The organism is Anabaenopsis sp. NIES-4685 (assembly GCF_059725405.1).
This window is the reverse complement of record NZ_AP043602.1, coordinates 2,260,371-2,277,666: the sequence shown is the minus strand read 5'-3', so window position 1 is coordinate 2,277,666 and position 17,296 is coordinate 2,260,371. Positions and strand designations below refer to the sequence as shown.

General features: G+C 42.5%; 8 protein-coding genes and 1 pseudogene. 6 read left to right on the top strand and 3 right to left on the bottom strand.

The genetic code is table 11. From position 1 onward, the window contains the following. Positions 1–12: 12 nt before the first annotated feature. Together AC6IZ0_RS10110 and ubiE are read right to left on the bottom strand one after the other, a co-directional pair. Positions 13–1,247: pseudogene (locus AC6IZ0_RS10110) on the bottom strand (DUF445 domain-containing protein). 45 nt (positions 1,248–1,292) lie between these two features. Then, the gene (gene ubiE, locus AC6IZ0_RS10105; RefSeq protein WP_497725961.1) at positions 1,293–1,982 is read right to left on the bottom strand and encodes a bifunctional demethylmenaquinone methyltransferase/2-methoxy-6-polyprenyl-1,4-benzoquinol methylase UbiE; all 690 of its coding nucleotides are present in this window, start codon (positions 1,980–1,982) and stop codon (positions 1,293–1,295) included. A 165-nt stretch (positions 1,983–2,147) separates the two neighbouring features. Here ubiE and AC6IZ0_RS10100 point away from each other — a divergent pair, with 165 nt between their 5' ends. After that, positions 2,148–3,236, top strand: coding sequence for a RuBisCO accumulation factor 1 (locus AC6IZ0_RS10100; protein ID WP_497725960.1), 1,089 nt, complete (start codon positions 2,148–2,150; stop codon positions 3,234–3,236). A 573-nt stretch (positions 3,237–3,809) separates the two neighbouring features. Further along, a complete protein-coding gene (locus tag AC6IZ0_RS10095) occupies positions 3,810–11,690 on the top strand; it encodes a Calx-beta domain-containing protein (RefSeq protein WP_497725959.1) in 7,881 nt (2,626 codons plus the stop codon). On the opposite strand, the gene AC6IZ0_RS10090 is transcribed toward AC6IZ0_RS10095, so the two are convergent. Next, the gene (locus tag AC6IZ0_RS10090; protein ID WP_497725958.1) at positions 11,659–13,437 is read right to left on the bottom strand and encodes a glycosyltransferase family 39 protein; all 1,779 of its coding nucleotides are present in this window, start codon (positions 13,435–13,437) and stop codon (positions 11,659–11,661) included. The two genes, AC6IZ0_RS10095 and AC6IZ0_RS10090, sit on opposite strands and share 32 nt — an antisense overlap. 32 nt (positions 13,438–13,469) lie before the next feature. On the opposite strand from AC6IZ0_RS10090, the gene AC6IZ0_RS10085 reads away from it, so the two are divergent. From AC6IZ0_RS10085 to AC6IZ0_RS10070, 4 genes are read left to right on the top strand one after another with little or no spacing between them, the layout of a single operon-like run. After that, the gene (locus AC6IZ0_RS10085; RefSeq protein WP_497725957.1) at positions 13,470–15,827 is read left to right on the top strand and encodes an ATP-dependent helicase; all 2,358 of its coding nucleotides are present in this window, start codon (positions 13,470–13,472) and stop codon (positions 15,825–15,827) included. A 37-nt stretch (positions 15,828–15,864) separates the two neighbouring features. After that, entirely contained in the window at positions 15,865–16,062 is a 198-nt protein-coding gene (gene rpmI / locus AC6IZ0_RS10080) for a 50S ribosomal protein L35 (RefSeq protein WP_200989608.1), read from the top strand. Positions 16,063–16,081: 19 nt separating this feature from the next. After that, the gene (rplT, locus tag AC6IZ0_RS10075) at positions 16,082–16,438 is read left to right on the top strand and encodes a 50S ribosomal protein L20 (protein WP_271733233.1); all 357 of its coding nucleotides are present in this window, start codon (positions 16,082–16,084) and stop codon (positions 16,436–16,438) included. A 12-nt stretch (positions 16,439–16,450) separates the two neighbouring features. After that, positions 16,451–17,257, top strand: a complete 807-nt coding sequence (locus AC6IZ0_RS10070; RefSeq protein WP_497725956.1) for a transporter substrate-binding domain-containing protein — start codon at positions 16,451–16,453, stop codon at positions 17,255–17,257. Positions 17,258–17,296: the final 39 nt, after the last annotated feature.

Here is a 17,296-nt window from a genome sequence, read left to right as displayed (position 1 = left end):
TGGCGAGAACAACTAACCCTGGGTCAAGATTAAAAATCCTACTTGCAATAAACCAATCAGAAAACCCAAAACACCACCTAAAGTTACAATTGCCTGTAGTTCATTTTTGACGATTCCCTCAATTGCAGCTTCTAAATCAGCAGGTGAAGTTGCTTTCACACGGTCAATGATTACTTTATCTATCGATAATATTGGAATTACCTGCGCTACAATTTTTTCTAAATCTTTTTCCAAATATCTTTCTAAAATTTTTGCCAACTCTTGACTGACAACTTCTAAAGAAGAACCGACTACCTGTGAATTGCTCAGACGATTAAGTAGTAATTTGGCTATCTTCTCCCAGTTAACAGAATCAGTCAATCCTTGAAGTAAATCGCTACCACTCGACTGGATATAATGACGCACACTTTCCCTTGTAGTCTTTCGGAGTTGGCGCACTGTCCCTATGGGTAAGTTTTGTAATGATAAATCTTGCAAGACTTTTTTCAGGCGATCGCGCATTTGCAAAACTTGAATCAATTCCTCTAAACGAGCATTAGTAGCATCTTTTTCATCTAAGCAAAAAGTTCTCAGTCTCGTGAGAGTATTACGTAAACCAAATAAATTTGCTACTACCCAATAAGTACCACTGGTCTTTTCTCGAAAGCTTTCATCAATAGTTTGAATAGTGCGGTCAGTCAAAAAATCAATAATTACCTGTCGCAATACATCTGGAGGTAAAACTACCTGTAGTAACCAATCAGCTAGCCTTGTTGATTGTTCTTCACTCAGTTGTAATTCCAGCAATACTTGGTCAAAGATTTGATTAATCTGTACCTCTAAAAAATCTTCTCGCCTTGCCAAAACTTTGAGTAACCGAGGTAATGATTCTCCTAACAAATCACGCAAAATTCCTGCGACTATTGTGGCACTTTTTTCGTTTTTTTCCTCTTTAATTTGTGTAATTGCCAACTGCAATAACCACAAAATGGCTGACTGTACGCGTTCTGTTTGTAACAACCGGCGCGCCAGATTTTGCAATTCTGTTGGAGTCAGCAATGACCCCATAATTGTATTAGAAATTTTTTGAGCCAGACGTTCCTGATTGCTGGGAATCAATCCGGGAGTAAATGGTAATTTGCGCCCCGCTATGTAAATGGCCGGTAGGGGCGAAACAACATTTTTATGGCTAGATCGTTAGTGAAATAGCCAATAGTGCCACCCAGGAACGGGGGTAATAAATAAAACCAAAGGTGAGACCAATCCAAGGTAAAAATTAAGAGAATTAGGCTTGATAAACCACAAGTGGTAAATCATTTACTGACTACCAATACTCCCATCATATCGTTGGCAATGGGATAGTGTGTAACCGCAGTAAAACCAACTTGACGGGCTAACTCGACTTGCTCCTCCCCAGTGGGGAAACGATCTAAGCTGGGACTGATATAAGCATATTCTTGTTTTAAACCCATTTTTTCAGCCATGGGTACAACTATACTACTTAAATACCATTGCTGAAAAGCTCGCATCTGCTGATTTCTGGGACGGTGAAAGTCTAAAATTGCCCCTACTGCGCCAGGTTTGAGAACGCGGTGTAATTCTTGAAGACTGCGATTAATATCTGTAACATTTCTTAAACCATAGCCCATAGTGGCGGCATCGAATTGGCCATCCTCGAAAGGTAAACTGAGTGCATCAGCTTCTATCCAAGAAATATTGGGTTGGGGGTGCAGGCTTTGGGCGCGTTTTTGAGCAGCTGCTAGTAGATTGGCTGAGAAATCCACACCATACACCTGTCCCTGGTTTCCGACATATCTGGCTAAACCGAAGGCTAAATCACCACTACCGCAACATATATCTAGACAAGTATCTCCTGGTTTAGCTCCACTCCATTTGATGGTCATTTCCTTCCAGATCCGATGTTGTCCCAGACTCAACCAATTATTTAACTGGTCATAAACTGGAGCAATACGGTCAAAAATATCGCGGATTTCTCGATTCATTATGGGTCATCTGTGAATGGTCAAGAGTGAAGAATATTTTGACACTAGTATAGTATGTGTAAGACAGAAACGATAAACTGGGGGGTGGAATTTCAGATATCCTGGTTGGCGTTGCTCAGTCACATTTAAACAAACTTTCCTATTTTAGGCTCCCACTCCCGAATTATGACTAATTTACCTTCTAATGCTCAAAATCCTGAAAATGCTGTGAATGAAGATGTAGTAAAAGATTTGCTACGAAAGCTCAGACAAAAACAAGGTAACTGGGTAGAGTGGGGAGCGGCGATCGCCTCCTTGCAAAAAGCCGGTTACAATCCTCAGCAGATTTTTGAGGAAACTGGATTTGAGCCAATTCAACAAAACCAGGTGGTTGTTGGTTCCCAAGTTTATCATTCTTTAGAAAAAGGTGGTGCTTCGGAAGCTACGCGATCGCACTACGGTACACGTGGTAGCGATATTTTATACGAATTACGCTCCCTGACCCACGAAGAACGAGCCGCTGCGGCTGAACTGACATTTACCCACAAACTCGATATGGATGAAGCGCGGGAAGTTGCAAAAGCAATTAAGGACTTTTCCCGGTTGCGGACTTTACCAACGGGTTTTTCCGCCCATCCTGGTGATGCTGTTGCCTATCAAGCTTGGAAGTTAGCACGGCAGTATACAGATTTGCAAGAGCGATCGCGTCTAATTGCCAAGGGTTTAAAATTTGCCCACACCCCCACAGCTAGGAACAAAATCGAACAGTTATTAGTTGATTTTACTGTAGTTTCCCAGCGTCCCGCCCCCATTTTACCCTTTTATCGCTTTGAGTCAGAAGACGAATTACCCCGCATCGTGCCGGTAGTGGGGGAGTTGCCATTAACACCAGAAGATTTACAAGCTGTACCCCTAGTAGAAAGCCTGGAACCATTTGGGTTAGTTAAATTTTCTGGGGAACAGGCTTGGGTACCATTACCTGGTTGGCAAGTATTATTAAGTGCGGAAGATCCTGTAGTGATTTTATGTAATAGCGATCGCCTACCTAACCAGGAAAACAATTTACCAAAACCCGTGCTGGTGGTTGTAGACCGCGCCGCGCGTCAATGGGATGATTCCAGCTATTTCGTGGTTGAACACAATGGTGAATTAGATTTTCAGTGGTTTGACACCGAGCCACAAATTTCTCTACTGGGGCGAGTGATTGTGATTGTCCGTCCTAAGAAAATTTTTGATGATGTGATCAGCAAAGATTCCTGGCAAATTGACGAGTAATGTCAAATGACAAATTTAACAGGTGTTCTTAGGGGTTGATTTGGTAGGCTCTTGGGTGAATTTGACCGGTACAGATTCTGATACTTCAGAAATTAATGTATCATATGTATCATTATTTTCATAATCTTCCCTAGTGGGTTTTTGCAGAAAAGCGATCGACCTCTGACAAGAGTATGCGATCGCTTTTCTTACATACTTTTAGTAAAGTCTGGAAACAGCAATTATTACCAGATTTGTCAAAAGTCATGTCCTAACCAATACTTAGCCGATACTAAATATGAAAATTTATTAAATTTTTATACCCAGACTAAAGTAATTATGGGTTACTTGGTAGGATGTGTCTGATTGTAATTTCTGATAGTTTTTTGTACGCAAGGCGATTGGTCCCTTGTTTAATCTGTCTGGTATGAGTGTGACAAAAAACTCCCAGCATTTTGCAGCATGATCTGATTCTACTTCGTATATAGATTGAGCCTGTATCAAAGCTGTGCTGGTGGTAACGCTACCACTTGAGTTGGTCTAGTACAAGTTTGAAAAAATTAACCCATAAAACTAAAAGGAACCCTATAACCTATGAGAACCATTCAAACCGCTCCTGAAGATGGTGGACTAGCAGTTACTGTAGATGAACTTGGTCGTTTTGGTAGTTCTGGTGTTGGCGGACAGGCTGGTGTTTATGATCCTGTTGGGAGTATAGAACCTGCTAGTACAACTTATTTATCCTTCATTGCCCTAGGAATTATTGCGGGGGATGGTACAACTGGTCAACGTATTGAGTTAGCTCTATCTCAGACTAACGATGAGGCATTTACTAGTTCTACAGACACCACTGCAAATAGTGCCTTTACTATTAACGGACTCCAGTTTCAACTAGAGCAAATTGTTCAAGATAGCTTTAATAGAGAGGGTGAAGTTAGGACAGGTGCAAGATTAGATCAAGTCTATAGTATTACGAACATCACTGATCAACCCATCAGATTTGATTTAGTACGTTACGTAGATGGAGATTTAAACTTTGATGGGAGTTTGATTGACGGGGGCGGTAGAATCATTCAGCGGGGTGTAGAAATTATATTTGAAACTGATGCTGGGGGAACTGGAGAGACAGATACAACTTTTTTTGGGATTACTGGTACAGGTGGGACTATTCCCACCACAAATCGTTGGGAAATAGATGGATACAGTAGTTTAAGGTCTAATGTTCTAGGGGGAAGTAACTTACAAAATATCATCGTGCAGGGTGACAGTAACTCCGATGGCTTTGTTGATAGAGGTTCAGAGTATGACTTAGCCCTAGCTTTAAGAAACGTTTTTGAATTAGCTCCAGGAGCATCTACCACCTACATCACAACTACTCGTTTTGGCTCCGGTGAACCTGAACAATTAGATATCACTCCCCCATCGGGTGGCGTTAGTGCTTTACCTCCAAGAACTGTAGGCAATAGTATCAATGTCACATGGGGAGCAACGGATCGCAGTGGTATTAGAAGCTATGATCTATTTGTATCCGTTGATGGCGGTGAGTTTACTCCATGGTTAACCAATGTAACTATAAATAACGCCATTTATACTGGTGAAACAGGTAAGACCTACACTTTTTATAGTTTAGCCACTGATAACCTAGGCAATAGACAGGTTGCTGCTACTGCCCTAAGAACTTCCACTCAAATTATTAACCCCATACCAGGTACTTTAAGTTTCAGCGCCCCTCAATTTACTGTTAATGAAGATGGAACACCGGTTACTACCGTCACTGTGACTCGCACAGGGGGAAGTGATGGGGTGGTAAGTGCCACTATTAACTTCAAAGATGGCACGGCTAAAGCGCCCAATGATTATAACAACACTACCATTACCGTTAATTTTGCTGATGGGCAAACCATTAAAACTGTTAATATTCCCATTGTCAATGACAATATCTCAGAACTTGACGAGACAATCCAGTTAAGCCTCACTACCCCCACCGGCGGCGCAACTATTGGCAAGCAAAACACCGCTACCCTCACTATTATTGATGATGATGGTCTTGCCATATCAGGATTTCCCCGTGGGGCTATAGGTAGTAATCAAGGGCAAACTACCATTATCATAGTAGGTCAAAAGTTCTCCCCCACCGATAAAGTCAGCCTAGTGGCTACCGATGGCAGTGAAAAAGAAGCTACTAAAGTTTATTGGGTGAATGATAATGAAACCTGGGCAACCTTTGATTTACAGGGCTTAACCCCTGGCAGATATAATGTGGAAATTAGCGATGGTGTGAAAACAGCCGCCGCTAATAGTGCTTTCACCGTTACTAATAATCTACCCGGTAATGTTCGGGTGCAGTTGAGTTATCCATCCTCTGGTGTGGCTATTGTCACCTATACCAATGTGGGACAAACAGATGTTATTGCACCCCTGCTAAGAATAGTACCCACTAATGCCCAAGTTAATTACCCAGAAGACAATACTGTTAGTGCTACCCTACGCCAACTCCTGAATTTAAGTTTAGCCACTGGTGGCAATGGACCGGTAGGAATTTTAACCCCAGGACAAACAGAACAATTTTCCTTTACCTATACTCCCAGTGGTAACGGTTTGATTTCCTTCACAGTGGAACAAGTACAGCCTGATGAAATCATTAATTGGGCTAGTATTAAGGCAGAATCCCGCGCTGATTATAGTTTTATTAATGATGCCGCTTGGGATGCCATTTGGAGTAATTTAACCGCTGTTTTTGGTACAACTGCGGGACAGTTTCAAGCTGTAATGGCAGAAAATGCTAATTATTTAAGTCAACTTGGACAACCCACTAATAATTTAAACCGGTTATTTGCCTTTGAGTGGATACAAGCAGTCAACACTCTCACTAACGTGAGTTTAATCAGTAGCACCGATGTAGTAGATGCTGCCCCTGGACTATCTTTAACCTTTAATCGTACCTTCTATCAATCCATTGCTGAACGCTACAATTTAGGAGCTTTAGGACGGGGTTGGGCGAGTGAGTGGGATTTACGCGCTACAACTGACAATCAAGGTAATGTGGTTATCCGCAGTGTGGGAGACTTACAGCGGGCTTTTGACCAACAAACAGACAGTAGTTATACAGAAGCCGGTGGCGCTGTGGTAACTATTGTTAATGGTGAATATCGGTTAAGGGAAGTTAATGGTATTGTTTCGCTGTTTAATAGGGATGGTCAACTTAGTTATGTGGAAGACCCTAACGGTAATCGCATCACCCTGGAATATGCTGATAATCGCCTGACTCAATTAGTTCATACCAATGGGGGTACATTGACTTTAGATTACAATCCCCAAGGACGTATTAGCCAGATTACCGATTCCACTGGGCAAGTTACCAATTACACTTATGATACCACTGGGGAAGCCCTGCTATCTGTCACCAGTGATCAGGGAACCATCGCCTATACTTACGATACCAGCGATGTAGCGGGGAAAAAGTATTCTCTGTTGTCAGTCACATCCGAACTGGGCTATCAGCGTAACTTTGAATACGATAACCAAGGTCGTTTAATTAGAGAATACACCAATGAAGAGGGGCTAAGTCTGACTTACAGCTATGATAGTGTTGGTGGTGTCACCATTACTGATAGTACAGGCACATCCCAAACTATCCTTTTAGATGACCGAGGTAATGGCGCACAAATTCGGGGGGTTAATAATCAAAATCTCCTATTTCGCTATGATGCCGATGGTAATTTGATTAGTGCTACTCTGCCTAATGGTGGTCAGTCTAGTTATAGTTACGACAGTATAGGCAATTTAAGCAGACAGACAAATTTACTCAATCAAAACGTTAATTTTACCTACGATAGCACCTTTAATCAACTCACAGGGTTTACAGACCCCAGAGGTAACAGTGTTAATTATACCTACGATGACAGGGGGAATCTGACTCTAATCACATACCCTGATGGCAGTAGGGAACAGTTTATTATTGACGATTTGGGTAATCTTACCAGTTTTGTCAACCGTCGAGGTGATGGGATTCAATATACCTATAATCAAGACGGGCTACTGACGGCAAAACAATACCCTGATGGTTCTGGGGTTAGCTATATCTATGATACCAGGGGTAATCTTACAACTGTCACCGATGCCACAGGTAGCATTACCATGGAGTATGATGGTGCTGACCAAGTTACAAAAGTTACATACCCCACAGGACGGACATTAAGCTACACCTACAATGCCGATGGTCAAAGGACTAGATTAGTTTCCCAGGATGGGTATACGGTAAATTATGGCTATGACAACCTGGGACGGTTAAAAACTTTAACCGATGTTACGGGACAAGGCATTATTAGCTATGACTATGATATTCTGGGGCGTTTAATTAAAGAAACTAACGGCAATGGCACCTATACCACCTATGAGTATAACCAAGAAAGTCAATTAAGCCGTTTAATCAACTACAAAGCTGATGATACGGTAAATTCTAGGTTTGAGTATAGCTATGATAATCTAGGGCGGCGTACCACCATGACCACCCTAGAGGGAATTTTCCAGTATGGTTATGATGCCGTTGGACAGTTAACCTCTGTGGTGACACCGGATAATCGTACTATCAACTATACCTATGATGGGGCAGGTAATCGGATTGCGGTAACAGATAGTGGGATAACCACAGGTTACAGCAGTAATAATCTCAATCAGTATACTCGTGTTGGTAATGCTGTCTACACCTATGATCGGGATGGAAATTTAATTCAAAAGAATGAAGGGGGACAGACTACCACCTACACCTATGATGTGGAAAATCGGTTAGTGGAGGTGGAGACGGCTGATGGTAGTAGGTGGGAATATGAATATGATGGTTTAGGAAACCGGGTTGCTACTATTATCAATGGTCAACGTACCGAATATTTACTCGACCCGGCGGGGTTAGGGGATATTGTGGGGGAATATGATGGTAATGGTAATTTGGTTGCTGTTTATCATCATGGCATCGGTTTAGTGAGTCGGGTGAGTGATAGTAATAGTTACTATTATGATGCCGATGCTTTGGGTTCAACCATAGGGTTAACGACTAATGATGGGAGTTATGTTAACCGTTACAGTTATTTACCTTTTGGGGAAGATTTAACCAAAGTTGAAGGCGTTGCTAACCCCTTTGAATATGTTGGTCAATGGGGTGTCATGGATGAGGGTAATGGTCTCGATTTCATGCGAGCAAGGTTTTATGATAGCGGGTTGGGAAGGTTTACAGCGGTTGATCCTTTAGATATAAATGCTGGGGATGTAAATTTTTATAGATATGTTTTCAATAATCCAGTAGAAAACAATGATCCATCAGGGCAAATAGCACCATTTATCGTTGCTGCCGCATTAGGAGTAGGTATAGGAGGAATATCTGAGATTGCTATACAGGCAGGATCACAATACTTTTCAGGCCAAAAAATTGATATTAATTGGACAGATGTAGGTGTTTCTGCTGCTTTGGGTGCATTTGGAGCTGGTTTAGGAGCTAGATTAAAAAATACAACTAAAGTCTCTGGTCAAGTATTTTCTCATTGGTTGCCAGACCGATGGGCAAAATATTTGCCTAGTAATAGTATCAGAAATGTCTTTAACAAAGACCATTGGTTAGGCAGATTAAATGGTCAATATGTGTCTAAAGAATTTCACTATTTGACTGATTACTACGCGGTTATAGGTAACGGTCGTAAGGAGGCATTTAAAGGGCAAAGATTTTTAGAAGGGGTTAGAAAAGTTCCTAAAAAAGGAGATGTTGATAAGTATCCATTTTTAAACTTCAACTTAATTCCCCGTACTCCTTTGTGGTTCGCCAACAGTTTATTATTTCCTTTGTTGCCTGGATTGAGCGGCGGCACATGGGGAGACCCCCACATACAAACCCTGGACGGCTTAGGCTACGACTTCCAAGCAGTGGGAGAATTTACCCTGGTTAAATCCACCACCGACGACTTGGAAATCCAAACCCGCCAACAACCGTGGGGAAACAGTACCAGCGTTTCTACCAACACCGCCATTGCGATCAAACTCGGCGACCAACGCATCGCCATTTACGCCAACCAAGCAGAACCCCTCCTAATTAACGGTACCATCGTCACCCTTCCCAATAATAGCGCAGTTTACGCAGTCGGTCAAAACCTCATTACTAGAGAAGGGAATCAATACAGAATTATCACCGCCAATAACGACCTCATCCAGGTAAAACATAATAGCAGCTTCCTAAATATTAACCTTGGTTTAGCAGATAACCGCCAAGGTAAAGTGGTAGGACTCCTGGGTAACTTTAACAATAACCGCAATGATGAATTTAACCTCCGGGATGGTACGGTCATTGGCGGAAGTATCTCTAATGAACAACTTTACGGCGACTATGGCAACAGTTGGCGCATTGTTCAAGGCGAATCCCTCTTTGACTACGCCCCAGGACAAGATACTAATACCTTCACAGACCTAACCTACCCCCGGAATATTGTCACAGCAGCTACCCTCACCCCCGAACAACGGGCCGCCGCTGAACAAATTGCCCGCGATGCCGGAATTACAGATCCAGATATCCTAGAAGATGTCATCCTAGATATTTTTATCACCAATGGCGACCTGCAATTTATCCAAGGTGCTGTTACAGAACAACGACTGACTACGGTCAGCGCTCCCAATACCCTGGTGAATCCCGACGGTTTCGGTACTGAACATTATTTAACCGCCGGAGCAATTATTCCCTATACTATCCGCTTCAGTAATAACGCTGAAGCTGAAACCACACCTGTTGCCCAAGTTACCATCAGCCAACAACTAGACACAGACCTAGACTTTAATACCTTCACCTTAAATAACCTTGGCTTTGGAGATATTACCCTAGTTACCAACGGCGTACAAAATTATAATCAACGCCTCGACCTGCGGGACACTCGCGGTGTGTTTGTCGATGTCAATGCTGGGTTAGATGTAGCCACTGGTATTGTAACTTGGACATTCACCGCCATTGACCCCTTAACTGGCAACCCTGTAGATAATACTACCCAAGGCTTTTTACCTCCTAACGACTCTAACGGAGCCGGACGGGGATTTGTCAGTTACAGCATCCAACCCCTAAGCAATATTACGAATAATACCCGCATCGATGCCCAAGGGAGCATCACCTTTAACAATCAAACTCCCCTCCTCACTAATCCAGTCTTTAACACCTTAGATAGTGACATCCCCGTCAGCCAAGTTAACCCTTTACCAGCCAACAGTAATGAGCCTAACTTTACTGTATCTTGGACGGGTACAGATAACGGTAGTGGCATTGCCTCCTATGATATCTATGTAGCTATAGATAATGGTGACTTTACTATCTGGCAACAGGGCATTACTCAAACATCTGCTATCTATAACGGTGAAGTGGGTCGTACATATGCTTTCTATAGTCTGGCTCAGGATAATTTAGGTTTAACTGAAGTCATCCCCACTCAAGCTGATACCAGCATAACTGTTGATAGGATGGAAGCTTTGCAAGTCAATAACTTTCAGACTAATTCCAGTGGCTTTGTCTTGACATTCAATGATGACGTCAATCTCAGTGTTCTCAACCTTTACACAGGATTAGACTTAGCCAACCCACTCGCTCCAGTTACAGACCTACCAGACCTCACCCTCACCGATAGTGAAGGCAATATTATCAATGGTTCACTCATTTGGGATGAGACTGACAACGCCCTGACTTTCGTTAAAACAGGTGACATTCTAGCACCTGGTAATTACACCCTGACCCTGGAGAGCCGTAGTGATGGTTTCGTCAGCACGAACGGACGCTTACTTGATGGTAATGAAGATGGTTTCCCAGGTGGTAACTTTGTTCGGGAATTTACCGTCAATAGCCCCACAGTACCAGTCCTCACCTTACCTGACTTTAGCCGCGCCCCTGGTCAAGAAGTAAACATACGTGGGGGTGGTCAATTCAATCCTTTACCCATCCGCATCACCAATCCCGGTGGTGTAGACAACATTAGCTTTACCTTGCAATATGACCCAGACCTGCTGGCTATTACAGGAGCAAATGTAGTCGCATCGGGTTGGAATTTAAATTCTGACTTCAATACACCAGGACAAGCTCAGTTTACCCTCAGCGAGGCTGCCCTCAATGCTAGTACCGACTTAATCACCTTGAATGCTCAAGTTCAGCAGACAGCAACCTACGGTGCTAAAGGTGTACTGCAAATACTTCCCGGTGCGGGCTTAGTAGGAGACAGTGCAGTACAGCTGGTAGCATTAGTGGGAGATACGACCAAAACAGAAGGCTATCTTTCTACAGATGCGGCCTTAATTTCTCGGGTAAATGTGGGACTTGATTCAGGATTTAGAGCTTTCCCTGTGACTGATCCCCTGATTATAGGAGACGCTACCAACAACGGAATTATAGATGCGGCCGATGCAACCTCTGTGCGCCGAGCATCCGTGGGTCTACTTAGCCCATTCCTCCCACAATTGGTGGTTTAATCATACCACGAGTATTCAAAGATGCAGATGGGGCAGTGATCGCCGCCCCTGTAACTTGTCTAATTTTCTGACAGCGGTAAAGTTGATAGGGAATACCTATCCGATGGTGTTCTGCACTGTCTATATTACAAATACTATCCCCAAACAGCCCCAACTGCTGGGGATAACTCTCCCTGATCATTCCAGGGCCAACTATCCATAAATTTATCTGAGATATTCCCAGTGTTGGCATTTGATCAAGTTTCTCCCACAAGGGAGGTGAATGGGGAGATTTGTCTAAAAAACCAACAGTATCAAATTGATTGAAACTGTTGGTATTATTCCTAAGTTTTTCTAATGCTAAAGCAAAACCTAATCCCAATGCCACATCCTGATAATTGCTATATCCTACCACGAGCATGATGGGCGCAGATGGTTCTAAATTCATGTTTTGGGCAACTTGTTCAGGTAGGAAAGGCTTTTGAAAGACTAAATTAGAAACTACAAACACACAACTGATAACCCCCACCAACAAAATTATCAATTTTGACTGGTGATTTTTGCCAATACTAGCTGCCAACAAAGCGCAAAAACTGGGATAATAAACAAAGTTATAGCGGGGAATAACAGTTATATCTTTACCAAATAAGTAGGCTATAGCAAAAAACTGGATTAACACCACAATCATAAAAGTGGCAAGGGTTAAGATTGATAAATGGGTTGTCTTTTGTAAATAGACAGTTTTTAAACCCTTCCATACTTGCAAACCTACCCAAATGGCAAAAGTTACCATGAAAAAGCCACAGATAACTATAATTAGTAAAGGCTGATTTTCCACAGGTAGAGCAATTACCATTAAAATCCAACTAATTAAGGTGTTATATACCGGGGAAATGTGCATGGTAGCAGGTAACCAGTTGGTGGCGGAACTCTGAAAATGATTCAACATTACCCGCATCCAGGGAATAAAACTAATTACCACCCCAATAGTTGCTATAATTAAGCTGTTTTTGAATATCGAAGTTTTACACCAATACATTAATAAGAGTAGTGTGATAATTTCAGCAATGAACGCCAAAATAAAAAAGTAGTGAGTATAAAGACCAATAATATTCACAATTGACCATAAGAGCACAACCCACCATCTCAGGCGTTCCTGTTCTAAAATATCCCGCTGAATTTCCATTAGTCCCCATAATGCTAAAGTGATGAGGAACATGGGCATGGTATAATGACGTGCTTCTTGGGAAAGGTAAACAGCAAAGGGAGAAACAGCCATGATTAATGCGGCGATGATTCCCGATGTTGGAGAAAAAGCAGTGCGGTTGACAAAATAAATCCCGACAATGGTACCCACGCCAAATAAGGCCGGTAGCGATCGCAATTTTGTTACCCACTCTGAACCCAAGGGAGTCATCGACCCTAACCAGCTGTACATTCCACAAAAAAATAATGGAGGATGGGTAGACTGATGGGCTAGATTTGCAGCAATTTGGTCACAAGTAACTCCAGACTGGTAAGTGAAAATTTCTGGGACTCTTTGCAGTGGGAATAAGATATCTAAGGGCAATTGATGATAATTTTTCCCTAAACTGAAAATAGCTGTAATTACCTCGTCCATCCACAGAGGTTTTAAGTCTAAATTCTGAAAGCGTAAGACAGTACTCAGGGCGATGATTGCAGCTAATCCTAGATAATAATTTAGATATGGTTGCCTATTTGTCAAACCTTGATGCAGTTTTTGCAGTTGGGAGATGATCTGATACATAAAACTACTGTGCTTTTTAAATCTCAATTTTTATGTTAAATTCTGATCTTAGTCCTAATTTCTCTGGAGAATTTATTCAGTCTCAGTTACAAGAAAAGATTTGGGTAGTCCGTAACACTCTGCGGCCAGGACAACAGCAAATGGCTGATTGGACTTCAGGACTCCTGGCTGTTTCGGCGGTTCCTGGGGCTGGTAAATCTACTGGTATGGCCGCAGCAGCAGCGATCGCGATCGCTCGTCAGTACCAAGTTTATGCTCAGTCTGGTGTGTTTGACCGTCGTCAGGTTGTAGTTGTGACTTTTACTCGTTCGGCTGCTGCCAATATTAAAACAAAAATTTGCCAATACTTAAAAGATTTATCTCTACCTCAGTCGGGCTTTGCTGTTTATACTTTACATGGTCTAGCTTTGAATATTGCTAGCCGTTACCCTGATTTGTCTGGTTTAGATTTAGATAATGTCACCTTAATTACTCCTAATCAAAGCCACCGGTTTGTACGTAAAGCAGTAGAGCAATGGATTAATAATCATCCGGAACTTTATGTCCGGTTGCTAGAGGGTAATCAATTTGACGGGGAAGAGACAGAAAAATTACGTCGTCAGTCAGTTTTGCGCACGGAAGTTTTACCAGACTTAGCCACCACCGTCATTCATGAGGCTAAAAGTTCTGGAATCAAACCAGACCAACTCAGAGGTTGGAGTGAAAAAATAACAGATAAATACGTAACTTTACGTATAGCTGCGGGATTGTATGAAGAATATGAGAATCTCATGCGATCGCATGATTTCATTGACTACGATGATATGATACTGGCGGCGCTTCGTGTTCTAGAAAACCATAGCGCCCGTACCATCGAACAAAACCAACTTTTAGGTGTATTTGAGGATGAAGCCCAAGATTCTAGTCCTTTACAGACGAAGCTGTTAGAGATTTTAGCCGGTGTTGAGGGAGATAATTATTCACCGACTAATCCCTACTCTCCAGGTAACTTAGTGCGTGTTGGTGATCCGAATCAGGCGATTAACTCGACTTTTACCCCAGCAGATCCGATATATTTCCGGGATTTTTGCCAATTTTGCCATGGCTTGGGCAAACTAGCAAATATGGATCAAGCTGGACGCAGTAACAGAATCATCATTGCTGCTGCCAACTATGCTCTAGAATGGGTAAACGGGTTTTATCAGCGCAAAAATCGGCAACTGCCCTTTAGTGAGCAAAAAATCCGCCCTGTTAATACCGGCGACCCCCAAAAAAATGCCAATCCGGTACCCACAGGAAGAGGATTAGAGCTTTATAAACCGCGAGATATTAATCATACAGTCGAATTACTGTCTCAAAGAGTGGTGGAGTTGTTTGCTGAAAATCCTCACAATATGAGTGCAGCAATTCTGGTGCGAGAAAATCGCCAAGGACGCTGGTTAACACAGAGGCTGGAACCTGTGTGTCAGGATCATAAAATTAAACTTTATGATGTAGGTGAAAGCGATCGCCGTTCTCATGTTCCCAAGGAAGTTTTGGCATTATTGCAATTTTGCCATCGCCCCCATTCTTCTGACTATCTCAAGGCTGCTTTGGAGGTGTTGGTACAACGTCAATTGATTCCTACCCAAGACCTCAACGCTCTGGCCAGTCTACCAGAAGAATTTTTATATCCCGGTCCGTTAGCAGCACCCCGGACACAGACAGTACAAAAAGCGGCGCATCTGTGTCGTAGTTTACTTCGCGCTCCTTTGGAATTGCCCTTGTATGATCTGATTTCCTTTGTGGCTTTAACTTTAAACTATGAACAAGCGGAATTGGCAACTGCTGATAAACTCGCAGAACGGGTAAATCAGCAAGTAACTGACCATAATTCTATGGAAGCAATGCTGGCGGCTTTAAGTGAAATTGTCAATTCTGAACGGTTTGAACCAGTGGAAACCGATGATTTAGAAGGCCGTTATACTCGTCCGGGTCAATTGACCATTATCACTATGCACAAAGCTAAGGGGTTAGATTGGGACTATGTATTTATTCCGTTTCTATATGCAAAGTCAATTCCTGGTAAGTTTTGGGTTGCTCCCAAAAGCCAGTTTTTAGGTAAGTTTACTTTATCGGAAGTTGCCCGCGCCCAAATTCGCACGGCGCTACATGGCAAATCTCATATACCTAATGTGTACCAGGCGTGGGAAGAAGCAGAACATTTAAAAATGTCTGAGGAATACCGTTTACTATATGTGGCTATGACACGAGCCAAGCGCTTGTTATGGATGTCTGCATCACAACAAGCGCCTTTTTCCTGGAGTAACCCAGAAAATTTACAAGCAGAACCGCCTTGTCCTGTTTTTGTGGCATTACAACGCCAGTTTCCTGAATGTGTAGTTGATTTGCCAGAAGATTTCAGGAAATAGTATATAATTATGGATTGTGTCGAATTAACGTTAGACCATGCCTAAACTCAAGACTCGTAAAGCAGCGGCGAAGCGATTCCGTGCCACTGGTAGCGGTAAAATTGTCCGTCGCAAAGCTTTTAAAAGCCACCTTTTAGAACACAAATCTTCTAACAAAAAGCGTAACCTGTCCAAAACTGCACTGGTACACGAACGGGATGAAGAGAATGTGCGGTTGATGCTTCCTTATTTGTAAATTGTTCAGGAAATAAATTATGACAAGGGTAAAACGCGGTAATGTAGCTCGTAAACGCCGCAATAAAATTCTCAAACTAGCTAAGGGGTTTCGTGGTTCTCACTCAACTTTGTTTAGAACCGCTAATCAACAGGTGATGAAGGCGCTACGGAGTGCTTATCGCGATCGCAAAAAGAAAAAGCGCGATTTTCGCCGTCTGTGGATTACCCGCATCAATGCCGCTGCTAGGCAACATGGTTTGAGTTACAGTCAGTTAATGGGCAATCTCAAAAAAGCTGATATTCAACTCAATCGCAAAATGTTGGCACAATTGGCAGTCCTAGATCCTGCTGCATTTGGTAAAGTAGCTGAGTTAGCACTACAGGCTAAAGGATAAGGGTGGTAACGGATGAATAACCGATGTAACAGATGGCTAAAAATTAATCAGTTACATCTGGTATTATCCGCTACTATTGTTTGTATTGTCTGTTTTTACTGGGGATTTATGGCAAATGGGTCTCAAATGCCAGAAATCCAGCGTCGAGGTTATTTAAGTATTGCCGTTAAAGATAACTTACGCCCTTTGGGATTTAGAGATGTTGACGGTAATTTACAAGGGTTAGAAATTGACTTGGCAAAGCGTCTGGGGTTTGATTTGTTAGGTAAACCAGATGCTGTCAGGTTACAACCGGTAGCCAACAGCGATCGCTTGTCTGTAGTCTTAAACAAGAAAGTAGATTTAGCCATCGCTAGGGTAACAGCAACGGAATCGCGATCGCGTGTAGTCAGTCTCAGTGTTCCTTACTATTATGACGGCACTTTTGTAGTAACAAAAGATATATCTGTGAGTAAGTTGGGTGATTTAGCCAACCGCAAAGTGGCGGTAATCAATAACTCTAGTACAATTGCTGACATACGTTACTATGTGCCGAAGGCGGAGTTAGTGGGAGTTAGTTCATATGAGTCGGCGCGGAGTCTGACAGAAAATAATACAGTGGTAGCCTTTGCTGCGGATGCTAGTGTTCTGAGCGGTTGGGTACAAGAATATCCCGAATACAGACTGTTACCGACCAAGCTATCTACAGAACCTTTATCTGTAGTGATGCCCAAGGGATTGCAGTATGATCAGTTAAGAAGACAAGTTAATCAAGCGATCGCCCAATATACAGCAGATGGTTGGCTCAAAGAACGTGTGAACTATTGGGGCTTACCGTAAGTAAAGAAATATTTACCTCATCTTCCCAGTGTCCCATAA